19 protein-coding genes and 2 pseudogenes are annotated in these 26698 nt (G+C 40.6%); 10 read left to right on the top strand and 11 right to left on the bottom strand.

The features are described 5' to 3' along the window. The first annotated feature begins 276 nt into the window (after positions 1-276). Both AAEU28_RS14210 and AAEU28_RS14205 read left to right on the top strand, forming a co-directional pair. Positions 277-1329, top strand: coding sequence for a hypothetical protein (locus AAEU28_RS14210; RefSeq protein WP_421964734.1), 1053 nt, complete (start codon positions 277-279; stop codon positions 1327-1329). A gap of 154 nt (positions 1330-1483) precedes the next feature. Continuing rightward, complete coding sequence (locus tag AAEU28_RS14205; protein ID WP_421964733.1) at positions 1484-2941, top strand: serine hydrolase domain-containing protein; 1458 nt, start codon at positions 1484-1486, stop codon at positions 2939-2941. A gap of 103 nt (positions 2942-3044) precedes the next feature. Here the strand turns inward: AAEU28_RS14205 and AAEU28_RS14200 are convergent, their stop codons facing one another. Continuing rightward, entirely contained in the window at positions 3045-4088 is a 1044-nt protein-coding gene (locus AAEU28_RS14200; RefSeq protein WP_421964732.1) for an alkene reductase, read from the bottom strand. Positions 4089-4221: 133 nt separating this feature from the next. Here AAEU28_RS14200 and AAEU28_RS14195 point away from each other — a divergent pair, with 133 nt between their 5' ends. After that, positions 4222-4803, top strand: coding sequence for a TetR/AcrR family transcriptional regulator (locus AAEU28_RS14195; protein ID WP_421964731.1), 582 nt, complete (start codon positions 4222-4224; stop codon positions 4801-4803). Positions 4804-4915: 112 nt separating this feature from the next. Here the strand turns inward: AAEU28_RS14195 and AAEU28_RS14190 are convergent, their stop codons facing one another. Continuing rightward, complete coding sequence (locus AAEU28_RS14190; RefSeq protein WP_421964730.1) at positions 4916-7273, bottom strand: hypothetical protein; 2358 nt, start codon at positions 7271-7273, stop codon at positions 4916-4918. 315 nt (positions 7274-7588) lie between these two features. Here AAEU28_RS14190 and AAEU28_RS14185 point away from each other — a divergent pair, with 315 nt between their 5' ends. Beyond that, positions 7589-10225: a TonB-dependent receptor plug domain-containing protein gene (locus tag AAEU28_RS14185; protein ID WP_421964842.1), complete on the top strand. Its 2637-nt coding sequence runs from the start codon at positions 7589-7591 to the stop codon at positions 10223-10225. A 61-nt stretch (positions 10226-10286) separates the two neighbouring features. Here AAEU28_RS14185 and AAEU28_RS14180 read toward each other — a convergent pair whose 3' ends face one another. Together AAEU28_RS14180 and AAEU28_RS14175 are read right to left on the bottom strand one after the other, a co-directional pair. Further along, the gene (locus AAEU28_RS14180) at positions 10287-10562 is read right to left on the bottom strand and encodes a hypothetical protein (RefSeq protein ID WP_421964729.1); all 276 of its coding nucleotides are present in this window, start codon (positions 10560-10562) and stop codon (positions 10287-10289) included. 75 nt (positions 10563-10637) lie between these two features. Beyond that, a complete protein-coding gene (locus AAEU28_RS14175; RefSeq protein ID WP_421964841.1) occupies positions 10638-11861 on the bottom strand; it encodes a glycerophosphodiester phosphodiesterase family protein in 1224 nt (407 codons plus the stop codon). 384 nt (positions 11862-12245) lie between these two features. Here AAEU28_RS14175 and AAEU28_RS14170 point away from each other — a divergent pair, with 384 nt between their 5' ends. Beyond that, entirely contained in the window at positions 12246-13394 is a 1149-nt protein-coding gene (locus tag AAEU28_RS14170) for a S8 family serine peptidase (protein WP_421964728.1), read from the top strand. 306 nt (positions 13395-13700) lie between these two features. Here AAEU28_RS14170 and AAEU28_RS14165 read toward each other — a convergent pair whose 3' ends face one another. Further along, the gene (locus tag AAEU28_RS14165; RefSeq protein WP_421964727.1) at positions 13701-14240 is read right to left on the bottom strand and encodes a manganese efflux pump MntP family protein; all 540 of its coding nucleotides are present in this window, start codon (positions 14238-14240) and stop codon (positions 13701-13703) included. Between the two features lie 270 nt (positions 14241-14510). Here AAEU28_RS14165 and AAEU28_RS14160 point away from each other — a divergent pair, with 270 nt between their 5' ends. Continuing rightward, on the top strand, positions 14511-16571 hold the full coding sequence (locus AAEU28_RS14160; protein ID WP_421964726.1) for a TonB-dependent receptor plug domain-containing protein: 2061 nt from the start codon (positions 14511-14513) through the stop codon (positions 16569-16571). 8 nt (positions 16572-16579) lie between these two features. Beyond that, on the top strand, positions 16580-18472 hold the full coding sequence (locus AAEU28_RS14155) for a YfiR/HmsC family protein (protein ID WP_421964725.1): 1893 nt from the start codon (positions 16580-16582) through the stop codon (positions 18470-18472). A 98-nt stretch (positions 18473-18570) separates the two neighbouring features. Here the strand turns inward: AAEU28_RS14155 and AAEU28_RS14150 are convergent, their stop codons facing one another. Then, the gene (locus AAEU28_RS14150) at positions 18571-18858 is read right to left on the bottom strand and encodes a hypothetical protein (RefSeq protein ID WP_421964724.1); all 288 of its coding nucleotides are present in this window, start codon (positions 18856-18858) and stop codon (positions 18571-18573) included. A gap of 261 nt (positions 18859-19119) precedes the next feature. Here AAEU28_RS14150 and AAEU28_RS14145 point away from each other — a divergent pair, with 261 nt between their 5' ends. Both AAEU28_RS14145 and AAEU28_RS14140 read left to right on the top strand, forming a co-directional pair. Continuing rightward, positions 19120-21564 carry a TonB-dependent receptor gene (locus AAEU28_RS14145; RefSeq protein ID WP_421964840.1) on the top strand — a complete coding sequence of 815 codons (2445 nt, stop codon included), beginning with the start codon at positions 19120-19122 and terminating at the stop codon, positions 21562-21564. Further along, the gene (locus AAEU28_RS14140) at positions 21565-23091 is read left to right on the top strand and encodes a tetratricopeptide repeat-containing sulfotransferase family protein (RefSeq protein ID WP_421964723.1); all 1527 of its coding nucleotides are present in this window, start codon (positions 21565-21567) and stop codon (positions 23089-23091) included. A gap of 4 nt (positions 23092-23095) precedes the next feature. Here the strand turns inward: AAEU28_RS14140 and AAEU28_RS14135 are convergent, their stop codons facing one another. After that, positions 23096-23380, bottom strand: a complete 285-nt coding sequence (locus AAEU28_RS14135; protein WP_421964839.1) for a DUF3291 domain-containing protein — start codon at positions 23378-23380, stop codon at positions 23096-23098. 190 nt (positions 23381-23570) lie between these two features. Next, positions 23571-23702: pseudogene (locus AAEU28_RS14130) on the bottom strand (DUF3291 domain-containing protein); the annotation flags it as partial. A 217-nt stretch (positions 23703-23919) separates the two neighbouring features. Between AAEU28_RS14130 and AAEU28_RS14125 the strand changes: the two are divergent. Continuing rightward, on the top strand, positions 23920-25002 hold the full coding sequence (locus AAEU28_RS14125) for an acyltransferase family protein (RefSeq protein WP_421964722.1): 1083 nt from the start codon (positions 23920-23922) through the stop codon (positions 25000-25002). 27 nt (positions 25003-25029) lie between these two features. Here the strand turns inward: AAEU28_RS14125 and AAEU28_RS14120 are convergent. From AAEU28_RS14120 to AAEU28_RS14110, 3 genes and pseudogenes are all read right to left on the bottom strand, one after another. Beyond that, positions 25030-25938, bottom strand: a pseudogene (locus AAEU28_RS14120) (IS3 family transposase); the annotation flags it as partial. A gap of 70 nt (positions 25939-26008) precedes the next feature. Continuing rightward, positions 26009-26224 carry a transposase gene (locus AAEU28_RS14115; RefSeq protein WP_421964721.1) on the bottom strand — a complete coding sequence of 72 codons (216 nt, stop codon included), beginning with the start codon at positions 26222-26224 and terminating at the stop codon, positions 26009-26011. 83 nt (positions 26225-26307) lie between these two features. Continuing rightward, complete coding sequence (locus tag AAEU28_RS14110; RefSeq protein ID WP_421964720.1) at positions 26308-26616, bottom strand: hypothetical protein; 309 nt, start codon at positions 26614-26616, stop codon at positions 26308-26310. Between the last annotated feature and the right edge of the window lie 82 nt (positions 26617-26698).

The raw sequence follows: 26698 nt of genomic DNA, 5'->3' as shown, positions 1-26698 counted from the left end.
TTCTAGCTTCTAGCTTCTAGCTTCTAGCTTCTAGCTTCTAGCTTCTAGCTTCTAGCTTCTAGCTTCTAGCTTCTAGCTTCTAGCTTCTAGCTTCTAGCTTCTAGCTTCTAGCTTCTAGCTAATACTATTTACTCATTTTAAATGGTCGTACTAGTTCTTTTTTATAAACCCTGATATTAATACTACTACTTTAGTAAATTTAAAAAACAGACTAATACTTTTTAAGTATTCCCAAGGATGTAACTGGGTCAGTTTTCCAAATATTTGGGGTGCAATATGCATTTATTCGAACCTGATACAACCAATACATCAAATGGTGCTCGTCCACTGGTATTTTACGTCATCATCACATGCGTTCTTTTTCTTATTACTTTTTTCAGCTTTCCTTCTAAAGCAATCACCATGATGTCTGGTGAGTTAGCCAAACATTTGAAGTCATATAACTATGGCACCAAAGCCGATAACCGCTGGGTGATGCCATCAGCACAAGAGCAACACACATTCGAGCAAATGTTTGATGCCTTTTATCAACAAAACTGGCCGCTTGCAGAAGAATATGCCCAACAAATTGATTACCTAGTTATTCAGTTTTCAGATGTAGATACGGGTAATACTTACTACTTATTGCAAGAGAAAAACCAATTGCCAAGTGCCGATTTTAAAGGTGGTGGTACTTATGTGCTTAACCCAAATGGCTTAAACGCGGTACTTCAAGCGCCTCATCCAAAGCGCGACTCTTTCACAGGCACGCAATCAATTGACGCTTTTTTACACACGCAAAGCAAATTACTAATGCTCGCAGGAACACGTCGCGACAGTAGCCATGATATTAGTGAATGTACAGGCACTAACTACTCTGCAAGCGACGTTGCACACCAAACTGAATCATACTTTCAAGTCGCTCACGAACAAGCTAGCAACTACGATGACACGACCGTGTTTATTCAATATCACGGCTTCGGGTCTACCACTCGCGCCAAATTACAATCTCAATGTGGTACCGATAACGACCTAATGCTTAATTTAAGTGAAGGTGTTCGCTATGCAACCAACGATGATGAACACAGTATTATGCAACTGCTCAGAAAAAACGTCGAAGCGGGTGGAATAATTAAAGCCTGTGTTTATGGTAACGATACCAAAAGTCTTGGTGGTACTTGGAATGTGCAAGGTCGCCACTCAAATGGCTCTGTTGATAGTTGTCATAAAAGCGCAGCGGCTTCAGCAAAACGCTTTATTCACTTAGAGCAAAGTTATGGCGTCAGAAAGTATCACCGCGACGCAATGGCAGAGCACTTAAAACAAGCTTTGAATCAGTACTTTCAATAAGTTTTATTTGACGAAGATCCCCCAAACAAAACGGCGAACTGATGACTCGCCGTTTTTATTTGTAAATAAGCATTTCAAGACAGTAGTCACCAATCAACAGCTCTGATAGCTTAAATATTAGACTCCACCTAAATCGAATAATTGAGGAACCAATATGTTTATAAGGAAAGCTATTAATATTGCAATTGCTAGCAGTTTAATACTCGTTGCAGGCACGCTTAGCCAACCAATCTATGCTGCTGACACAATCGAACAGCATATTCAAAAAAGCATTGTTATTGCAGGAGAAGCACAACCTAAGACTACCTTAATGCAAAGGATGACTGAAGAGAATGTACCGGGCTTGAGCATCGCAGTATTAAAAAATGGTGAGATTATTTGGGCTAAAGGCTTTGGTATTGCTAACAGTAAGACAAAACAACCTGTAAACGAACATACGCTATTTCAGGCAGGCTCAATTAGTAAACCCATCGGTGCATTAGCCGCATTAAAATTAGTTGAGCAAGGTAAGCTGTCTTTAGACGAGGACGTAAACAAATACCTAAAAGGTTATCAATTAACTGGCGATAAGCTATCTAAAGAAACGCCTGTCACCCTGAGACAGCTACTCACTCATACCGCAGGGCTATCAGTGCACGGGTTCCCCGGCTATGCAACAGGAAATAAAATTCCCTCAACTATCGATGTACTCAACGGCCAAGGCAATACATCTAAGGTTGAAGTTGTGTTAACGCCAGGTTCTGAATGGCGTTATTCTGGAGGTGGCTACACGGTTATGCAGTTACTGGTTGAGCAAATTAGCGGACAGACATTTGCTGAGTTTACCGATGCAAACATCTTAAAACCTATGGGGATGCTAAGCAGCACCTACGCACATACATTACCAAATGATCTTAAGAAACGAGCCAGTGCCGCGTTTGATGGTGATGGCAATATGCATTCAGCTGTATTCAATGATTACCCTGAAAAACCAGCGGCTGGTCTTTGGACAACCCCAACTGATATTTTAAAGTATGCCGCTCATATGCAAGCCATTATGAAGGGTAAAAAAGACGGTATTTTGCAAAAAGAAACCGTACAAGCTATGTTTACCAAACACAAAAATGATTGGGGCTTAGGCCCTGCATTAATGGACGTTAAAGGACAACTTGCATTCGGACACGGAGGAAAAAACCTTGGCTTCACAAATGACTTTAAAGCGTTAGTAAATAAAGGCGATGCTTTTGTGGTGATGTCCAACGGTGACAACGCAAATACACTGAATAACGAGATTATGGCGACATTATCTAAGCATTATGATGTTGCATTCTTAGCGCAAACTGTCATTCAGCCAGTCACATTACCCCCCCAGCAATTAGACGCCTATAAAGGTGAATACCTGCTACTCACCGACATTGGTTATAACGGCGACTTCATCTCTAAAATTAGTGTGAATGAAGGTAAGGTGACAATTCAAAATCCTGGTGACGCAATGCCGTCCCGACTCGTGCCGGAAAACACCTCGAAATTCATCAGTGCAGTTTCTGGCAATGAGTTTGTTTTTAAATTTGAAGGTAAAAAAGTGACGGGATTAACTGTTGCCGGTCGATTTGAATTACAAAAGATAAAGTAAAGAAATTAGGTAAAAAATAAAAAAAAGTGCTTACTAAAGAGTAAGCACTTTGGTCTAAGTGAATTTTTATCGGGAAACGTTTTACCTTACTAAAACCTCAGGTCTAAACGAGTTTGGTTAGCATTTCTTCAGAGTACTCAACCACAGCCTCACCTGCTTGAACACGCTCAACATAGTCAGGGTTGGCAATGAAAGGGCGACCAATTGCCAGTAAATCGAACTTATTATCAGCAATGGCTTGGCTTCCTGTCTCTGCAGAAAAACCACCCACACCCACCAGCGTGTGTGGGTAATTTTGTCGAATATAGCCACTTACAGTACCACCTAAATAGTCGAACTCCATGGCATCATCAAAGATACCCACATGCAAATAAGCTAATTGGCGTTCAGACAATTGATCTAATAAATAGTCAAATACGGCTTTGTCTCTGCTGTCTGCTTCCATATTAAAATATGCCCCAGGAGAAACACGTAACGCGGTTCTATCTGCGCCGATTCGGTCACTGATGGCATCTACAACTTGTAGTGGAAAACGTGCCATATTTTCAGGTGTCTGACCAAACTCATCTTCACGGGTATTACTTGAGTAATGTAAGAATTGATCAACCAAATAGCCATTAGCACCGTGGATCTCTACACCATCAAAGCCAGCGTCGATGGCGTTCGATGCAGCTTGTGCAAAATCTTCTACCATTTGTTGGATCTGAGCTTGCGTCATAGGGGTTGGCGTTTGGTACTCAAGGTCTCGCATTCTCGGCACAGTGCCTTCAACCTTCACCGCACTTGGCGCAAGTACTTCATCGCCTTCATAAAAATACGGGTGAGATACTCGCCCTGTATGCCAAATTTGCGCAAAGATTTTTCCGCCATTCTTATGTACTGCATCTGTGACAACACGCCAACCATTGATTTGTTCAGGTGTGAACAAACCCGGAGTATTTGGATAACCTTGACCGTCTGCACGAATTTGTGTTGCCTCTGTGATGATAAGGCCAGCACCTGCTCGACGGGCATAATAGTCAGCCATCGCTTGAGTCGGTACTAAATTATCATCGGCCATACAACGCGTAAGCGGTGCCATTAAAATGCGATTTTTTAGTTCTATGGTGCTGTTTAATGCAAATGGTTGAAATAGGTTGTCAGTCATGGAGTTTCTCTTTAAGTAACATTCTTGAACGTTTATTCAAGATAGCCCTATTTGAATGATCGTTCAAGAACTTTTTTGAACAAACATTCAAATTGATTTAAACTTGTCGCATTAATACTTCAAGACAAATACAATGCGTAGTGCCGAATTCGACAAAGTTGCAGTACTTCGAGCTGCCATGCAGGCCTTTTTGAATAAGGGTTACACTAAAACTAGTATGCAAGATCTGAAACAGGCAACGGGTCTTCACCCTGGATCTATTTACTGTGCTTTCGAGAATAAGCGAGGCTTACTACTGGCTGCAATTTCGCAATATAACCAAGACAGAAGCGATGAGTTTTGTGCTTTCTTCATCAATAGCGAATCAAGTAAACAAGGTTTAGAAAACTATTTAGCACATATTGTGGAAGAGTGTTTAAGCTGCGATACCAGTAAAGCCTGCTTGCTCACAAAAGCACTCAATGAACTGGCCGAACAGGATGACGAAGTACAAACCTTGATAAGCCAACAGCTAGAAGCATGGCAGTCAGCCATCACCGACAAATTTGCTCGAGCACAAAATGACGGCGACATTTCTGATTCACGCTCTGCGGAATGTAGAGGACGATATTTTGTAATGGGTATTTATGGCTTGCGAACATTTGCTAATACGCATCCAGAACCAGAAACATTAAAAAAATTAGCAAAGCAACTATTCAAAGACGTTTGTGCTTAGGCCGCATTGAAAGCCTTTGATTAGATTAAAACCATACCTCAAAGACAAACACGCCCTAATAAAACAAAAAAAGAGCCATTTCGGCTCTTCTTTTTGATTTATTGAACGTTAATTAGTTAATTTCATCAGGGCATGTTCTTAATGTTGAGCGCTCGGTGGTGTAACACACTTTGTTTAATAAATTTACGAACTCTAGCGACTTTACAAAACTGCGTTTATCTTGATAAATCAGTTCACTTTTATTGTTATAACACTCAATGTAACCTGAGTTAACTAAACACACGCCCTGTTGCGTACCAATTAGATTATCAATATGACTTTTGCCTACAAACAAGTTATTGAAATAATCTGCCTGTTCGCCCCAACAGTGCCAGTCACCTGAACTATATTGAGCGCACATGTCTGTATTACTCACTGCAACAATGTTTGCCACACCCGCTTTTTCTGGTACTTCAAGCACAGACAACGGCCCTATACCATGACAACTCACCTGATCATCATTATTGAGTAAACAAACAAACTCTCCCTTGGTTACACCCTTTTTAACAGGGGCAGCTAGCTCTCCTACATCAAGCAAAGTATATGAATTATCTCGACATGAGACTTCATCGGCTCTGAAATAACAGGTGTAGCGTTCACCTTTGCCATAAATACGAGACGTCATATTGGTTTTTAAATCGGCTTGTATCAATTGGTTTTCACTATCCCGTGCACTGAGTGTCACAATACGAAAGCTGCTTGTTGCGTTATTAGTGACTTTCGCATCAGTCGAATTCAGAGTTTCAATTGTTAAATCATCATAATTAGTTGACCAACTCATTGCGTTGATTGGATTATTTAGGCGCTCTTGCCCATAACCAAATACATAAAAATCACTTCCTGAAATATAGGTTTTTTCTGAACCTGCAAATAATTTCAAGTTACTTTTATTAAGATTGACCGAAACATATTCTATGGTTGAAACCGTACCTGCATTCATAACGACTTTGAGCATCAGCTCTCTATCGAGTAAAATTTCTGAGGCTTTCAAGGTGAAAAATAAATTTAAACCATCTTGAGTCAGTGTCGCAGTATCTAAATCTGCGTAACTCACGTTCGATACGTCGAGTGAAACACTATCTAACACCCCAGCCCTATCAACTGCTAAAGCATTGAAAGTCAGCGGCTCGTTTTTAAATAGTTGTGGTAATTCACTTGGCTGCTCTATACCTAATGTCGCTTTTGTTGAAGATTCACTTAGCAAAGCAAATACAGCATTTTTTTGGGCTTCAAGCCCATTTTTAAAAGTAACTTTGTATTGCACCAAGGTACTTACTAACGAAGTATTTTGCGACGGCATCACTAATGAAAGCTCGGTCGCCGACTCTTCTTTTTGTTTAAAAATTTCTTCGTCAATTACCCACTCAAAAGACTGAATATCATCAGCACTATCTGTATCGACGCTCACCACCACTTCTTGTCCCGGCGCAGCATAAGCTCTGTTCACCGATAAAGAAAGCTTACCGACTTGCACGACATTATTTACTTTTACTTCAGTTTGAACAGACTTCTTTTCACCGCTTTGAGTTTCAACATCGAGTACTAATGTTGCACTGGTATCATCAGATACTTCATTCGCTTTGATAGTCACAGTCTTATTCTTGGTATTAACCAGTTCTCCTAACGAAGTATCTAGCCAGCGCCACTGATAAGAAGTAATGCGCTCAGATGATTGAATTCTCGGCTCTATCAATAAATAATCTTGCTCGTTAAGCTCATAGCTTGCATCAAGGTTAACCGTCAGACCCGCTTCGCTTTTCGGCAAAATAGTTAACTTAAATGGCTGTCGATATTCATCATGATCTGTCGTTATGACAAAGTTCAAATTATAGGAGTACTCGCTGGATAACGTCGGCGCTGTAAATGTCACAACTGAAGTACCACTATTATTAATCTCTTGCGTTATAACTTGTTTGTTCGCAAGGTCTAGCTCATCTGTTTGCCATTCAATATCAGTTATTTCTTCACTTGAATAAAATTTTGCAGTGATTTCAACTAAGTCACCAGAGAAAAACTCATAGTTATCTTGTAAATCAATATCAACTTGATTATTTGAGGCTTTCACCATAACGATAAAAGTTTTCATTACTTTGTTATCGGCACTGTCTGTCACTTCAAGAGTAAGTGTCACTTCTTGATCTGTTGTAACAGCAGGAAATTGCACTAATACCCCCGTATTTGACGAGTCCTTAAAAGTCACACCACTTAATGAGCTTGTCCACTTAACTGTGACGCTTTCATTTTCTGGATCAGAAATGGATGTCTTTAGTCTCATTGCGGTTAGAGAAGGCGTTTCTGAATCACCTGAAATACTGACTTGAGGGGCTTTATTTTGACTCACCGGTTGTGAGTCAGCAGTCTCTTTTTTACCACTACTGCCACCACAGGCATTTAACAAGATACAAAAAATCAATAATGAGAGATGACGCATTTTAATGTTCCTTATTTAGCTTAAATTCCTCAATTAGAAACTTACATTGAACCTAATAAAACCGCACTTTAAAAAGTGTATTAATTTGTAAGTAATTAATTTTATTTTAATTATTGCTAATTCAGGAACATTCCATAAAACTCAACGGGTACATTAATGCAAAATGTAACAACAGCCATATATTGTTTCAAATATAACCAAATGAACTATTCACAACAGGTTATCACTATGTTAAAAAAACACTTCACCATAACAATGACAACATAGATTAACAGGGAAAATATGAAAGTAATCAATAAACTATCTGCGGTAGCAATGGCTGTAATCGTTGCTAATTCAACTTCGGTATTTGCAGCTGAAAATAACGAAGAAGTAGAACGTATTGAAGTCACCGGCTCACATATTAAACGTACTGATATGGAAGGCCCTTCACCAGTCCAGTCTCTTTCTGCAGCAGATCTCGCTGCGACGGGCTCAACGGATTTAATTGGCGCATTACAAAAGTTACCAGTTTCTGGGGCAGGTACTTTTAGTACCCAAGGTAACTCGAGTGATGATACAGCCAATGGTGGTTCAAGTGTCGCGCTACGTGGCTTAGGTGCTTCATCAACATTGGTATTAATTAATGGCCGTCGCGTTGCTGTCAGCCCATTCGCAAAAGACATCGAAACCTCTTTCGTTGATTTAAATACCATTCCTGTTTCAGCAGTAAAACGCATCGACATTCTTAAAGATGGTGCGTCTGCAACCTACGGTTCTGATGCCGTTGCTGGGGTAATCAATATTATTATGCGTGACGACATCGATGGATTTGAAGTCGCAGGCAAAATTTCAGATACCGCTGACGGCGGTGGTGAAGAGCAAAACTTCACCCTACTTTGGGGCTCTACCAGTGACAAAGGTTATCACAACTTCTCTTTAGACTATTTTAAGCGCGGCGATGTTTTCTATGCTGATCGTGATTATGCCTCAACAGCCGATCAACGTTTCCGTGGCGGTAATAACTCGCTGAGCTCTTCTGGTATCCCCGGTAGTATCGAAGTCGTTAGAAGCATGCTAACAGACGCACAATGGAATGCCTTACCAACGAAGAGTATTGCCGATGACGGTACTCCTGTGAAACAAACCATCTTTGCTGATGTTTGGGGCCAAGACAAATGTGACGAATCTTTGATCATTGGCGACATTTGCCGCTATGACTATGCACCACACATGAGCCTAGTGCCTTCAACTGAACGTATTAGCTTTAACTACAATGGTGTGCAAGAAATCACAGATGACATCGAAGGTTTCATGGAGTTTTCAGCGCAACACGCTTCTACATTCATTCAAGGTGCAGGAAGCCCAAGCTTCACCGAATTATTCATGAGCGGCGATAACCCAAATCATCCGCTTGCCGATGACGCTGATCATTTCCTACATGGTGTTGATATTTCAATGCGCCGTCGTACATATGATATTGGCAACCGTAAGAAAGACGTAGACTCTGAGTATTATCGTGCCGTGATCGGCGCCCGTGGTACATTCAATGATTGGGATTGGGAAACAGCTTACTCAGCTATTCGTTCGAGTGCAGTAGAAAAAGGCTTTGATGGCTTCCCGAACAAACTGCGTGCTCAAGAAGCGATCGATAAAGGTTATTGGAATCCGTTTGAACCAAGTACCAATACCCCTGAAGGTTTAGCTTTCATTGAAACAACAACAACACGATATGGTAGCTCAAGCATGCAGTCTTTTGATGCGACGGTATCAGGTGAAGTATTTGAACTTGAAGCTGGTGCAGTGGCTGCGGCATTTGGTTTAGAACACAGATACGAGAAAATCGAAGATAACCCAGATAGCCAGTACCTACGCGGTGAGATCTTTGGTACGGAAGCAACACAGGCTAACGGTGATCGCGATAACACCGCCCTATTTGCTGAATTCAGCGTGCCAGTGCTTGAAACATTAGAACTGCAATTAGCTCTTCGTTATGAAAACTACAGTGACTTTGGTAATACCACTGATCCTAAAGTTGCTTTCCGTTGGGCACCTTCTGAAGATTTAGTTGTTCGTGGTTCATGGGGTACTGCGTTTAGAGCACCTTCTTTGGTTCAACTTCACTTAGGCCGTACTGACGAATCGCCAAGCGTCATCGACAAAGAGCGCTGTAAAATCACGGGTTCAGAACTTGACTGTGAACCGTACGAGTACACAGCCGTTGTTGCTGGTAACAAAAACCTACAACCTGAGACATCAACTAACTACAATTTAGGTGTGGTTTGGCAAGCGACGGAAGATTTCTCTGTGGGCGTGGACTATTGGAACTACGACCAAGAAGATCTTATTAAGAAAATTGGAGCACAAAAGCTAGTTGACTGCTGTGGTACCGATGCAAACCTTGTTGTACGTGGTCCGAACGAAGGCAGTACGCCAGGTCGTATTCAAACGATTTATGATACCTTCGTGAATATTGGTGGTCGTGAAACTGATGGTTTTGATTTAAACCTTGCCTATAAGCTTGATACCAATGACATCGGTTTCTTCAAGTTTGACTATAAACTTAGTTACGCACTGAACTTCGAGGAGCAATCTTTTGAAAGTGATGCAAATGGTAACACCTCAATTGCTGCTGAAGATCTAAATGGTGAATATCAGCACCCTCAGTTCAGATGGACTGCAAGCATTGATTGGGAATTAGATAATGTACTCACTACGCTAAGCTTCAGCCACATCGACGCTTACAACGATCTAGCTGATGCAAAAGGCGATAAATTTAAGATTGATTCTTGGACCACGCTGGATGCTTCAGTGAGCTACACAGGTTTTGATAATCTAATCTTAACAGCCGGTGCAGCAAACCTCATGAATGAAGAAGCACCGCAAGCGCCTTCTGAATCTATGGGTATTGATAATAAAACTCACAATGCGCTTGGTCGCCAGATGTACGCGAAATTCAAGTACAACTTCTAAGACATAAAAGCAAAAAGCCCTAGAGAATTTTCTAGGGCTTTTTATTAATTCAGGTTTTTAATTACTTACCACTTCTTGTACCGGCTCCGCCTCGAGTAGCAATTGACCTTTCAAACTTTTCCGCATCACGCTCGGCAAATGCCTTACGATATGCATCTTCTTCTTTAGTCACACATTTTTTCTTTACAAATCGACTACCTAGCTTAGGCTCTGTGTAACACACCATATTTTCTTCATCTATTTCTGAATTGTTAGCCTGAAGATTGTTATTAGTAGAATTACAACCAGCTAAAAAAATCATCGCGATTAATGAAGCACTCAGTGTAAAACTTTTCATAATTATTCCTTGTTGTCTGATCTGTACAGAATAAAGCTACACAAAAAACAACAGATTGTGTAGTTTTTATTCAAATTAATTTATACAGTTATCATAAAACGTTGTTGTTGCGGGCCAATCACTAAATACACCTATTACACCCACATCTTGGGCTAGAAAATCTAAAAGCGTTAACGTAAATCCATCATCTTTAGCTAACTCTTTCACTGATTGATAATAAAAACCACCACCATTATTGAGCGGCCCAGATCTTTCTAGTGACCAGGCTATGATTTTTAATCCCGCTTTTTTTGCCTCTATTGCATAAGTTGATTGCGCGAGTGTTCCTTCTTCACTGATAGTAACTAGCATCCAAAGCGGTGGCGCAATAATATTCACTCCCTTGGCTTTCAGTTCAGCCATTGTATGTTGCCAAGTGCTCGGATCATTGTGGTCAAACCCAGCAATGTCATAGCTATCATCTAAGTAAACCGCTTGCTGAGCATAATCAGGATGATGTTTTATCCAATATTGTACGTCTGAGAGTAAAAACGATTGAGGAAACACATCCTTCGCCGGCACACCCGCTTGCTTATATTCTGCAATCAGTTTTGTCGCATAATCTTGCTGAGTAAAGCCGTTGAATGGCATCTCAACTTGTGGTGTTTTAAGCTCAGGCGTCATTTTTACGCCTAGCCGTTTGAATAACGCAATACTTTGTTTATGCGTCATTAATGTACCACTTGCTGCATATAAATCAGTGCGCCACTTAGGTGTGCCCTGCATATACTCTTGTTTTGTTCTAGCAAATTCGTTGGCACCATCCATCTTGCCATTAAGTTGCAAAAATTCGTCTAGCGTTAAATCTGAAGTACAGCACTGGACCTGTGCCTTAATGCCTTTATTGATATCACCTGCTTGAAAAGGAATACGACATTTATTTGCAAGTTCAGGCATGGCTAATATGTTTGTCGTGGTATGCAGATCGCACTGAGAATGACGGCATACTAAGGCTTCGTCTTTGGTAAAAGCCACATCACACTCTAATATACCTGCCCCCATTTTAGCTGCTGCTATATATGACTCTTTTGTATGCTCAGGAAATTGCAAAGGTGCGCCTCGGTGGCCTATAGAAAAGTCAGTCTTTTTAATGCTCGAAGCTTCACACGCGCTAAGTCGGCTCTTTAGTTCAGACTCTGGTAGTTGTTCAAGTAAATAGTATGGTCGCACACCGACTTGAACTTCCTCATTCGATAGTTTGGGTTGCTTGGCACTACACCCTGCTAGAAGTATTAAACCTAAACCTAGTAATCTCTTCATCATAAGCTTTTTATTTGTTCACTTATGACAATTAAAACACCTAATAATGACAATAAAATGGATATCGTCACAAAACTCATCACAAACCGCTTGAATAAAACCCTTACTTTTAACCATCTAAAAGTCTAAAAAAACCAAAATACCCATTCCGGGGAATAATTTATTTAAATTAACAAAATAAGAAAAATGCATAATACTTTCATAAAATAGAAATTATGAGATATTTATATCTTAAAATAGAAATTTTTACATAAACTATCCCAAATGAAATCCGATGAGTATTTTTTATTCAATTCTCACCTTGACAAAATCCCGCCATAATTTAACTTTTAACACACCAGATTAACAACTGGTTAACTTAAAATATAAATAAAGGACAACAAGATGAATAAAACTCTGATCGCTGGTGCTGTTATCGCTGTGTGTGCAACACAAATGGCATCTGCTCAGCCAGCTACTTTCCAAGGGGCAAGTTTAGATTTAGAAGTAAACAACACCTGTATTGTTCGCTTCAACGATGACGTCTCAAAGTTTGATGTTGAAGGTAAAGCACGCGGCATGTTGGTTTCAAGTAATGCCAAAGCAAAACATATTTATAAAAATGCCATTAAAGGCATGGCAGTCAACATGAGTTGTGATAAAGCAAAAGCAGCTTTTGCTAATAACGCTGATATTATGCGCTTTACGCCAGATGGTATAGTACACGCTAACCCGGCTAAAGCATTTAAAGGCAAGCCAGGTTCTGGCGGTGGTAGCAATGGCCAAACAACGCCTTGGAGTGTGACACGTGTGGGTGGTCCTGTAGATGGCAGCAACTACACAGCTTGGGTTTTAGATTCTGGTATCGACTTAGACCACGCCGACTTAAATGTTGACAGTTCACGCGGTTTTACCGCATTCACGAAAGGCCGTGATGCAGGTATGGACGATGGTAACGGTCACGGTACTCACGTAGCTGGTACGATTGCAGCATTAGACAACAACATTGACGTGGTTGGTGTAGCAGCGGGTGCAAAGGTAGTACCAATCAAAGTATTAGATTCTCGTGGTTCAGGCAGCTGGTCTGGCGTTTTAGCGGGTATCGACCATGTTGCAGCAAATGCAAGTGCTGGTGATTGTGCAAACATGAGCTTAGGTGGTGGTTTTAACCAAGAATTAAACGATGCGGTTGAGAACGCTGCGCAGCAGTCAGGTGCCTTCTTTGTGATTGCAGCAGGTAATGAAAGCCAGCATGCGTCTAATGTTTCTCCTGCAAGTGCCTCACACAACCGTGTATTCACTATCTCTGCAACTGATTCTAACGACCGCTTTGCGAGCTTCTCAAACTATGGTAATCCACCAGTAGACTATGCTGCACCGGGTGTAAGCATTCTTTCAACACGCAGCGGTGGTGGTACAACAACAATGTCGGGTACTTCAATGGCTTCGCCTGCAGCATGTGCCGTTATCATGATGAGTAATGGCAACCCTAGTGTGGATGGCAAAGCGATTAACGATCCTGATGGCAACGCAGACAGCATTTTACATCTTTAACTAACCTGAGCTTTGGTTAAGAGATTTACTAAAGTAGTGATATTGAATTGGTAAGTATTTTTTTCAATTCTGCAGCCGGAGACTTTTAGCGATAACAAGGCGAATTTACGCGTCAATAGCTGGCCTATTGCAGGTAAATTCAACGCAGTTAACGTTGAAAGTGGCCGCTGGAGATAAATTTATTATCCATAGCTCAGGTTAACTAGTTGTTCTTTTGTAAGCTGTTCGTTGCTTAACTAACGCTCACATAAAACACTTCATATCATTCAAAAAGGAGAAGCGGATCTTCTCCTTTTTGTTTAGTTTCTAAAACAATAAAAACTTAAATCCAATCAAAATCAATACCACGCCACCGAGCATCTCAGCTTTACTTTCAAGCCAAGTACCAGACTTATTGCCAACCAACACACCTAAGTAACTAAACACAGCGGTAATAACCCCTATGATTAAACAGGCAATAAATGGATTTACTGACATTAAGTTTAAAGTAAACCCTGCGGCCATGGCGTCAATACTGGTAGCAATGGCCAATAAGCACATCACTTTTTGTGTTAGTTTTTTAAATTCTACTTCTTCATCGCCATCAAAAGCTTCGTATATCATTTTTGCGCCAATACCAAATAACAAAATAAAGGCTATCCAGCGTTTGTAATCATCGACCCAACTTAATAGTCCTGCACCGCCTAAATAACCAATTAGCGGCATGGCTCCCTGAAAAATACCAAAATAAAGGGCACACATTAGAGCAACTTTAGGTAAATTGTTTTGCTTTTTAGCGCCAAGTCCAACCGATACCGCAAAGGCGTCCATACTCAGCGCGACGGCCAATATCAATACTTCAAACATTCAACTTCACAACCATCTTAAATTGGTCGTGAATATTAATTTATTTTATTAGAGAGTAAAGCGAATTTGTCCGTTGCTAACTTTTAAGCCCTTGCTATTTTTGAGGGTAAAATAATGGTTTAGTGAACTAATCACAAAAGACCTTCATAAAACGTTATTCACCTGCATAATCTAATGTCTTGACTATACTAGAGTAATAACGAGTTCCTCTTTCAAATCCGCAGTGTTAGGAGCTTACTCTAAATTAGCAGCAATGATGGATTGCGTTGTATGGGTGATTTCGAAAAGGCATTGTTTTTATTAATTTTTAGCTTAGTCATGTTTAATGCCAATGCACAAAGCCGACATGCGGACACACCAACCTTTAGCGGTCATAGCGTTAAAAATAAAGCGGTGTATAGTTTATCACTGCAAGACTTACTTAACGTCAAAATTGCCACCAGCACACTCACAGACAAAGCAATTACTGATATTCCCTCTCCCGTCACCGTCTTTACTCGGCAAGATATTGAAACAATGGGTTTGCGGTATTTACACGAAATACTAGAGTTTGTGCCGGGCTATCAAGTAACACGCTATAGTAATTACCCCTACGAGTACTCCGCCTCCTCACGTGCACTAACCTTTGGCGCGTCGAGTAAAAAAATTCTATTTTTACTCGACGGCCATAAAATAAATGGCCCGCGCTCAGGCAATGCGGCTCATTTAGCAAACTTTGCTTTGGCACATATTGAACGACTAGAAATTATTCGCGGTCCTGGCTCTTCAATCTACGGCAGTAATGCGTTTACTGGCGTTATCAATATCATTACAAGAAAAACCGGAAAGTCGGTCAGTTTAGCAACTGGCAACGACATTGATTACGATTTATTTGTAACCCACTCAGGCCAACAAGGTGACTATAACTGGAATATTCAAGCAAATCGTATTGAAGCGTCAGGTAGCGACTACATAGTAAATAATACCTTTACTCAGCAAACTTTTCATACTCAAGACCCATATGACTTAACGACACTTCATGCCCAAATACATAATCAAAACAGCGCCTATAACATTCATTTTAGGCAGCTTGATATGACTGAGTTTTATCATATTGCCCGCACCAGCAACGAACATAACTTTTCACGCCATAGTGCTTTACTATTTTTGACCGAGCATCAATTTAGCCTAGTTGACAACATTCAATCTCGTCTGCAGTTTGATTACTTACAAACCACATTAAAAAATGGCAACCAAAGTACGCCAGGTGGCGTGTTCAGTAAAATCAGCGAACCGAGCAGTGACGCGCCTTTATTTGGCTATGGGGTATTTGAAGACTTTAGAGCTGCCCTTGCTTTGCATAACAACTGGCAAGCAACTAAAGAGTCGAGTGTGCAATTTGGCTTTGAATGGCAAATTAACAAAGAACAGCGGGCCGAAGGATTTACCAATTACGACCTACCCGCTTTACTGAATCAAAACTACCCTATTCAGCATTACCCTAATGTTGACTTTAAAACACAAATTGGCGGTGAAACTTCGCAGCCTTTCATTGGTGCTTATGCGCAGTATCAAACATCATTCGCAAACATAAATTGGGTTATCGGTGGCCGGTTTGACCGCTATCCAGATCTTAAGACACAATTCACACCAAGGCTTGGGGCCGTCTATTTAGCTAAGAATAACTGGCAATACAAACTGCTTTATGGCGAAGCCTTCAGAGCACCAGAGCTCAGTGAACTAACTTTATTTAGCGGCATCACTCGAAGTGGTAACGCAAACTTAGAAAGCGAATCAATAAAAACCACCGACTTCATCGCACAGTTCACAGGTGAGCAAATGCTATTTTCGGTTGATCTATTTTATAACCATTTTTCAGACCCCATTATTAATGGTCTGGTGAGTGAGAATCTGGCTGGGCAAGTTAATTCGACCGATCAATATAGTCACGGCATAGAAACTGAGCTGGTTTGGGAGTTACAAAACAATATTAAACTAAGAACAACGGCCACCTACTTCACAAAAAGACCGATTTCTGCGTTTAGAGATTCAAAAACATTAGCAAGTATTCAGCTAGAACACACTCTAGAAAACTTGACCTATCAATTATCTGCAACTTATCGCTCCAACAGAGAAACGCCAACCACAACAGAGCTGAATAACAACATTGCTGGCTTTTGGTATCTCAGGGCATATGTGCACTATCGGTTAAACCCTAAGCTGTCCTTAAAATTTGGCATCAATAATTTACTTGATGATGCGTTGTATAACCCTTCTACTGTTCCGGCTCACCCAAATGGCATACCGTTGAAAGGTCGCAATGGTACATTAGAGTTCAGTTGGAAATTTTAGGTATGAGTATGAAATATCTCTTACTTTCAATATTCTGCACTGTGGTCATGCTAAGCAGTATTAACAGTAATGCAGAAGACACTATCTCTGAACAAACCCTAAAATCAGCTTTTATTGGCCAATTTAGTCACTATATAAATTGGCCAAACAGGCCCCAGCAGTTGAATGTCGCATACATGGGCAATGACGACCAATACTGGCAGGCCCTTCAAAATATGGCGAACTCTGGGGCGTCTAAATACCCTTTAACATTAAGCCGCATTTCTAAAGCAGAACATGTGCTCTTAACAGACGCACATATTTTAGTAATAGGACAAAGCCACAATAGATATATTTCTGGAATTAATGCCTTGTTAGGCGACCGAGCAACCTTGCTCGTCAGCGAATATGTCACTGATAACAAATTGATTGGCATTAACTTTTATAAAACCGATAAACAAACGCTGTCTTTTAACCTTAACCGCTATAACTTGCTGTATCAGGAACTCACAATCAGTGAAGATATTGTCTTGCTCGGTGGCTCTGAGATTGATGTTGCCCATATGGTTAAAGAAATGACCGCCAAACTCTCCAACTCAGCTAAACAAATCGATAAGTTAAACAACCATATAAAAAACCAGCAACAAACCATCACCAGTAAACAAACCCAAATAGAACAAAAGCAAGCGCAGATAAATAACCGAAACAAAGAGCTACTTCTACTCAGTGATAAAATCAAACAGACTCAGTTTGATCATGAAAAGCAATTAGACGACCTTGCCAGTCAACTGGCACAGAAAGAGCACCTTCTTGCAGATAAACAAAATAAAGTGAGCGAGACTCAAAATGAACTTGATAAAATGAACGAGCAAAGTCGTAAATTAACGGCACTTATTGATAAAAACCAACAACACATTGAACAACAAACTCAAAAATTAAATCGTTTATCAAATGGCCTCAAAGAAAAAGAACAAGCGTTGCAGGTCAAAGAAAAACAAGTAGAACAAACCACTAATGTGCTATTTATTAGCCTAGGCGCATTGATAGCTTTTGCTGTGCTTGCGGCAAACCTATGGTATTTATCTAAACGTAAACAAGCCCTAAACAAGCTACTAGAAGCACATAACGAAGAGCTAGAAAACATCAATCAGCAGCTTATATCAACGCAAAAGCAACTCGTTGAATCAGAGAAAATGGCGTCACTTGCTGGTTTAGTGGCGGGGGTTGCGCACGAAGTTAACACACCATTAGGGGCTGCAATTACAGCCGCCACCCACCTAAGCGCGATTTCGACAGAGATCTATTCAGATTTCAAAGATAAAAAACTATCAAGCCAAAAATTTGAACGTATTCTTGAGGAGCAGCTACAAGCAACCGATATCATTTTCAAAAATTTGTGCCGCTCTGCAGATCTGATCAAAAGCTTTAAGCAAGTGTCCGCTGATCAGGTATCCGAAGCAGCCAGAGAGTTTGAAATAGGAGATTATCTACACGAAATCATCACGAGCTTAAAACATGAGCTTAAACGCGCCCAAGTTGATGTTTCTATTCGCTGTGATTTTCAAAAACGTATTTACACTTATCCCGGCGTTTTTTCTCAGGTGATCACCAATCTTGTCATTAATTCACTTATTCATGGCTTTAAATCTCAACAAGCTGGGCACATCCAACTCGAAGTAAAACAAGAAAACGGACACCTCTTCATTAACTATACAGACAATGGATGCGGCATAGACAAACAGAATATAGATAAAATTTTCGACCCATTCTTCACCACAAACCGAAATTCAGGCTCGACAGGCTTGGGCTTGAGTATTTGCTATAACTTAATTACCCAAAAAATGCAGGGAAATATCACCTGCTTAGAAAGTGAAAGCGGCGCACACTTTGAACTGTCTTTTCCTTTTACCATTCAAACCTAACCAAAACTGGCCCAAAATAACAAAACACTCAAACCTATCGAGCTTATACCTATTAAAACGAGATGTTTAAGCGCAGGCGGTACAAAGCGCTGTGCAAATTAACGATGTTTTTGCCAGGGTATCACTAACAATCCAAGAGTTGTCCCTATCAAAACCCAGCCAAACACACTAAAAACGAGCGCCCATTTCATATTTTCAGCATTCAAAATTAAAGCTGTACCAGCCACCAAACGACAAGCCATTTCTGTAAAATGGGCTTTCTGTGAATGAGCAAATGCGAGCAAGAACGTTTTTACACGCTCAGGCTTAATCAAAGCCAAAAAACCAAATGCGATAAAATATGCACTCAAAAGTGCAACTATCCATTGCGCCAAGTCACTCATCATTTTAACCCTGCACGTTACTTTCTTATAAAGCCTGCTAAACGAACATTAATCAGTTTCTAAAAAAGATAAAAACGTTAACTTTGTAAATAGTTAAATAATAATTAGAAAATAAAGCAACAAGAAAAAGAAAACTCAATAAAAAACCACAAAAAGTGAATATTAATTCTTTATCTTTGAATGAACATGAGTAGAATCACCGTTCTCAAAATGACGTTCAAATTAACTATGAGGTTTTACGTGTTCTCGCTTTTTCGTCCTTCAATGATTGCCCTTGCAGTCTCTACTGCGGTTTTACCAAGCACATTCGCACACGCGCAAACTCAGCCTAATACTGAGTTAAAAGCGCAACTTTCTAAAGAGATTGAGACCATTCAGGTAACGGCAACACGACGAAAAGGCACTGTACAAGAAGCCCCCCTCAATATTACAGCGGTCGACAATGATGTGATGAAGCAGCAAAACATCACTGATCTTGAATCTGTATCACGCTGGGTGCCGGGTTTAACCATTACCGATCAGGGCGGCCGTGAAAGCTCTCCCATCATTGTTCGTGGTTTGAATACAAATTCATCTGAGCGCGCATCTGATTCTGGTACAGTTGCCACTTATTTAGGTGAAATCCCACTCAGCGTTAACTTACGTTTAACCGACATTGAACGTGTAGAAGTGCTCATCGGACCGCAAGGCACGCTTTATGGTGCGGGTACATTAGGTGGCGCTATCCGCTACATGCTAAAAGCACCTGAACTTGATTACACTGAAGTACAAGTGAGCGGCGACGTGTTTGCCCTATCTGAAAGCGACGGCCAAGGTGGCGAATTCGGTGCAGTTTTAAGCCTGCCATTGATTGAAGATACACTGGCACTGAGAACGAGCTTTAACCATTACACCAACCCAGGCTATATCGATTACAACTATGTTGTTAAAACACCCGGTGTTAGCAAGCCAGATATTGACTGGAACAACTCTGAAGAGCTTGCACAAAACATCACCCAATATAAAGACGCCAATGACGAAAGCATTACCACAGCGCGCGTATCTTTACGCTATCAGCCATCTGATGTGTTTGAAGCAACGCTTAACTACTTCTATCAAAAACAAGAAAACGGCGCGAACAGCATTAGCCAATATCAAAGTTTGGCGAGCAGTAATCCGCTTGCTGACAAAGTCGGTAAGTACGAATCGGCCTACCGCGTATTAGAGCCAAATACCCAAGAAGATGAGCTACTCAGCCTTGAAATAAAAGTAGATTTAGACTTTGCAGAGCTCGTTTCTGCTACGGGTTTAACAGACTACGAACAAGTGGGTCAACGTGACCAAACCGATCTGCTTTACGATATTTGGCCGGGTTACGCAGACTTCCCTAGTTTCACCGCACTAACCGACGACACCAGCGAAGTAAAAAACCTTACACAAGAAATTCGTTTAGTGTCGAAAACCGACACTGCATTAAATTGGATAGCCGGTGTCTATTACAACAAAACCAAAGGTAGTTCAGACGACCGTGAATACACGCCAGGCCTTAGCGATTTTTGGGGCGGTGATATCACCAATATCGAAAAAGACTTAGAGTATTTAGCACTGGGTGAATACGACAACAAAGAACAAGCTATTTTTGGTGAAGTTGGCTATGCGTTTAGCGATAAGCTAAACGCCACTGTCGGTGCGCGTTTTTATGAGTATGAAGTAAAATCACTGTCTGGTGCTGTCACACCGCTATACTCGGGTGATATTAGCAGCATCAGCCAAGTTCCAATGGAACTGGTAGAAGCCAGCGACAATGGCTCATTATTTAAGTTTAATCTTGATTATAAGTGGGATGACAACGTCATGACCTACTTCACTATCAGCGAAGGCTTTAGATTAGGCGGTGGTAATGGCGTAATGTCATGCCCTGAAGTATTGCCTGATCAACAGATTATTTGTGCCTTGCCACACGAGGTGGATTATAAGCCAGATACCACCACCAACTATGAGTTAGGCTTAAAATCGACTTGGTTTAAGAACAAGCTACATTTGAACATCGCAGCCTTTAATGTGCTCTGGAATGATGCACAAATTCAAGCAACCACGGTTAACGGTAAAGCCATTATTACGTCAAATGCCGGTGAAGCACAAAGTAAAGGTATTGAATTTGCGACTCGTGCAATATTAACCGATAACTTAAGTACTTATTTAACTTATTCATATGCCGATGCAAAGTTAACGCAAGACGCACCTGCACTGTTTGCCGTTTTCTCTGAAGACGACTACAGCAGCGAAGAAATCGCCAAATATCAACCTTACTATAGTGGTGAAAAAGGCGATAGATTACCGGGTGCCCCGAAACATCAGTTGTCATTTGGCGTAACCTACAACACCGACGTATTAGAAGATAAACTGCTGACTATCAACTATGGTTTAACGGCGCAAAGTGATGTGATCACCAAAGTAGGTTTAAAAGCTGACGGTGAAACTTTAGCGGGTTACGCTATGAGTAATTTAAGCTTTAGACTTGCCGGTGAAGCTTGGTCAACGACCCTATATATAAACAACTTATTCGATAAATACGCGCAAACGTCAGTACGTCGTGATAAGTCTTGGGCGGGTGAAGGCAAATATCCAGAGCTTTCAAAGGCACTGCCTGAGCTACAACGTGTGTACGGGCACTATGTCACTACACCTCGTACTATTGGTGTTAAATTCGACTACCAGTTTGAGTTATAAATGACCTTAGCAAGTCAAGTAAAACAATACCTTACAAAGGGCGCGCTCACCAAAGCGCACCCTTTATTGGTGTCTTGGTTACAGCAGGAGCCCCACAACCCTCATGCTTGGGGCTTTCTGGCTGAACTAAATTTACTCGCTGGCGATAAAAGCAAAGCGCTTAAAATTATTAGCAAGGCGCTGAGTTTAGCACCGTCATTACCTATTACACTTCACCTAGCTAAAACTGCATTGTTGGCGGGCGATCACCAACAATGCGAAAATATACTCAAAGACTTAACCTTTAATACAGCACACCCACTTTCAGCCTCTGCAATAGAGCTAGATTTGGCCGCTAATTTATGGCTTCGCCTCAACCAACCATATCGCGCACTCAGTTTATTCGATCAAGCCCATTCACTTGATGAATTAAACGCAAACATTAGTTTAAATTACGCGATATGCTTAAAAATGGCAGGCAAAATACAAGATGCTGAAAGGTTATTTGAGTCAGTAATAAAGCAGCAGCCTTTAAACGAATTGGCGCATTTATCACTCGCTGAGCTCAACGCTGACAAATCGAATACTATTCCCATTTCTTTAGAAAAGGCGCTCGAAAAGAAGCCAAAAAGCCAGTACCTCAATTATGCCAAAGCCTTATATCTAGAAGCACAAAAAGACTATAAATCGGCATGGCATAGTTTTGAATTAAGTAAAGAAACTGCAGCGCAAAGCGTTCAATTTGAGACAGACGCCCACCAGAAGTTTTGTTTAAATCGTATTCAAAGTTCGATTAGTGAAAAACTTGATGCGTTTATAAAAAATACGTCCAAAACTGGTAACAAAGCCATTGCTCCTATTTTTATTGTTGGCATGCCCCGCTCTGGTACCAGCTTGTTAGAGCAACTTTTAGCAACGCAACCACGACTTAAACCGCTCGGTGAACTGAGTTTTTTACCTCAATTACTAAACATCAAAGCGGGGTTTTATAAGCAAACAGAATTAACCCTTTCGGATACCGCCGAACTATTATTTAAGCAATATAGTCAGCTACTTAACGAGAATAACCAGCAAACAGACATGCGACAAAACAATATAAGAGGCATAGATAAACAACCGTTTAATCTCTACTTTGTCGACGTAATTTTGAAGCTGTTTCCTAATGCGAAAATCATCTGGCTAGTGCGTAATAAATTCGATACCTGCGTCGGTAATTTTAGACAAGCCTACCAAGTAAACAGTCCATTTCATCATTACAGTTTTGATTGGCAACATATCAACGCCTGTTACGACGACTTTCTTAAGCTAGGTACCCATTGGCAGCAAACATTTAGCGAAAGTTTTATACGTATCGATTATGAAAACTTAGTCAGCGAGCCACACTCTCAGCTTGCTGATTTATTCAATTTTCTAAATATCGAAGCCGAGGGTGATCCCCTTGAATTTCATCAGCACAACTACTTTTCAGCAACCGCCAGCAAGTTGCAATTAAGACAGCCACTGAACACGCGCTCTATCAACAAGTTCAAAGGGATTTACCCTGTATAAACCGTTATAAATCATCTGGCGTGAAATTGGCTTTAAAAGTAAACGCATAAGGCGAGTCACCGTGTTCTCTTAAATGTTGTAAGCGCGCTTTTGCTTCTTCAGCGGTGGGAGTGTGCCCCTCTTCAATCCACCATAATACATAAGAGTCTTCATTTAGCTTTTCGAACCACTCACCTTTACGTCGCATAAAATCACGGTGATGAGTGCGAAACATAAAATCTTTAAGGGAGTCTGGGCTTGTCCATACTGACATATTGATTAACAAACTCGGATCATCAAACGCTTGAATGCTTGTCGCATCACCCTATTCATCATTTATACCAATCCTCTTAATTAAGTGATCTATTTTGAGGCAAGGAAAACTGCTCGATAGCAAGGCGAAAATTTTGCTATTTAGTTGCTCTAAATAAGAAATTTTTAACGAAGCTAGCGTCAGTTTTAGTCCCTCAAAATGATTGAGTATTATTGAGGATTGGTATTAACCGCCATACGAAACCTTCGCTTTGTTCCGCGGTGGCATTTACCACATCGAGATTATCAACAAAGTCTTTAATTTCTGGGGCATCCAAAGGGTATTTTGCTCGGGCTATATTCAATTGTGCTAAATGCATGACTCTCTCCATGAAAAATTAAAAGGCTAAGTTGCATCGCAAACAAACCCACTCAACAACTTACTTCTCACCTTTATAGATAAGGTCAAAATTGTTTAGTTCAATTTTTAAACAGTAAGTTGTTTAAAAATAAGCAATAATAAATCCCCAACTCAAACAAACTAGAACAAAAATTCTTGCCTATACTCTAAATAAATCGGCAATGTAAGGGGAAGTTATGACTAAAAACAGGATTGACGCGCTCACTGGCATTCGTGGCATTGCAGCTTTATGGGTGTTATTACATCATTTGGTTAGTCAGTACCCTTTGCAAGGTAAACTCCCCGTTTTAGTCGAACACATCGCTGAAAAAGGCTGGCTTGGTGTCGACCTGTTCTTCATTTTAAGTGGCTTTGTGATTGCATATGTTCACCATAAAGACTTTTCAACTCAAATCACAGCCAACACCATGAAACAATTTATGGTTAAACGCATTGCGCGTATTTATCCTGTACACCTACTGACCACTTTATCACTCGTGCCCATCTATTTTGGTGCAAAATGGGCGTTTGGTTACGACTCGCCTGTGAATGCTTTCTCACTTGAAAAACTACTTTACAGCTTGAGTTTAACAAATGGTTTTGGCTTTCATGATTCCTTGGGATGGAATGCCCCTTCTTGGTCAGTCAGCTCGGAGTTTTTAGCCTATTTGGCCTTCCCATTTTTGGCCGCTTTGCTGCTCAGAAAACAACTTTCAGCATTGGTGTGCTTTGCCTTAATCGCCATGATTTTTACCATAACCACCTCTATAGGCTGGGTATTAACAGATATGGATAGCTACATTGCAGGCTGGGAGTGGGTATCGATGCGTGTTTTATCAGAGTTTATTTTCGGTATGCTTATTTTTCAGCTTTATCGTCTAAATTTTAAAGCCCCATTTTGGCTGTTTGCGATAGTTTCAGCGCTGATCATCGTCTATATGAGCGTGATTAACGCCCATAGTCGTTGGGACTGGGTCATGGTACTCACCTTTGGCGTGTTAATTTATGCGCTGACGAATTCCGAACATGGCGTCAGCCGTTTTTTAGCCTCATCTAACATGAAATATTTAGGCGAAATCTCCTACTCTATCTATTTATGCCATGGCGTAGTGTTTATGGTGTTCAACAGCGCATTACCAAAACTACTGCCAAGCGGCGAGGGAGTGTTCTTATTTATTCCCATATTAATTTATGTGACCACCACACTGATTGTTGCACATTTTATGTATAAGCTGGTTGAGATCCCCGCACAGGCTTATTTAAAAAAGAGATTGTTATAAACGGTAATTTCAAAAATGAGTAGGATATTAACCCGCTTTTGCACACATCAAATTGTTATTTTTGTTTATTCTACGCTCATATTCACTTGGAGGTAAATACCCCAAAGAAGAATGCAAACGTTGGTTGTTATAAAAACCAATATACCGTGTGATCACGCCCCTTAAGCTGTTTTCACAATTAAATTTCCGACCGTGATACCGCTCTGCCTTAAAGTTATGAAAAAATGACTCCATATGGGCATTATCATTCATTACTTTTGGCCGGTTCATACTTTGAATAATACCGCGTTGCTCTAGTCTTTTACTGTACAAACGAGCCCTGTATTCAATCCCTCTATCGGAATGAAAGACTAACCCCGCTTCAGGCTTTCTATTTTTCAACGCTTGCTTCAAAGACTTCAGCGTCAAAGAGGCATCGCGTGTGTCTTTGAGCGACCAGCCCACCACTTTTCGGCTGCACTTATCCATAATTACCGATAGGTAACGCCATTCCCCTTTTACTTTTAAGTAGGTCACATCACCAACCCAAACTTGGTCAGGTTTGTTGGCCATGACGTCCAACTCCCTATTGGGAATAGCAGCAACAAACTCTTTAAGCTTTTTATTATTGCGATAAAAAGTAGCCACTCTGGCTTTAATTCCATTTTCACGCATCAGTCGAGCAACTCGTTTTTGACTGACTCGAAAACCTTGTTGTTTCAGTGCTTGGGTTATTTTGGGGCTACCGTATACTTTTCCACTCTGATGCCAAATTTTAAAAATTTCATCTGTCAGTGCTTCATCTTCAAATGTTCGATTACTTTTCCCTCTTCGTTTCCATGCGTAGTAGCCATGACGAGAAACACCATATACACGGCACATCACGAGTAACTTATGCTTTGCTCTATTCGCATCTATAAATTCGAAGACTTCTTTTTTTGTTCCAAAGAGTGTTGGATGGCTTTTTTTAAAAGTTCATGCTCTTCTTTGAGCAAGTTATGCTCACGCTCAAGTTCTTTTAAACGCTTTAATTCAGCACTAGTTTTAGGTCGATATTGACTTGTTTAGGTTTAGACATGAGTGTTCCGTTACGAATTTCCATACGCCAACGGTATAGCATGATGGGATGTATGCAAAGCGCTTCTGCTACATCTTTTGCTCGAATGTTATCTATTTTGCTCAATGCAACAGCAGTTGCTTTAAACTCATCTGTGTAAAAATTGTAGTGTTTTCTTCGTGCCATCTGACACCTCCATAGTTATATGAAGATGTGTGCATTATCGGATCAAGTTCCGTCCACTGTTTAATTAATTTGTTATGTTTAAATTAACTCAAACGGGTAATTATTTTTGCGGCCAACTTGTCCATTAGTTTGCTAGGTGCAAACGCTAACAATAGGCCAATTATTGGAAATAAACAGGCAAACAACACAGCCGATATTTTTGTACTTTTGTCATTGGTCGGGACACCGTTGACTTCAATTACAGCATTCGGATCAAGTGCAGCTTGGACAAAGAAGAATACTAGTAGGCACCCTATTAAAATAAGCATGCCCCCAGCAAGCCTGCTAAGCCCAACTATGACATCAACTCTTTTCTTTAATTCTGCTTCCATACTCACTTTAAACATAGACACAATGACTCCCACACGGTGTTAGCCTCCGCTTTTCGTGGGTTAGCTTAATTCAAAGCCAGAGCCATAATTAGTTTGTCAAATA

Origin of the sequence: Pseudoalteromonas sp. SS15 (assembly GCF_049257195.1) — a bacterium.
Lineage (GTDB): Bacteria > Pseudomonadota > Gammaproteobacteria > Enterobacterales > Alteromonadaceae > Pseudoalteromonas.
This window is presented reverse-complemented; position numbering and strand designations above follow the sequence as displayed.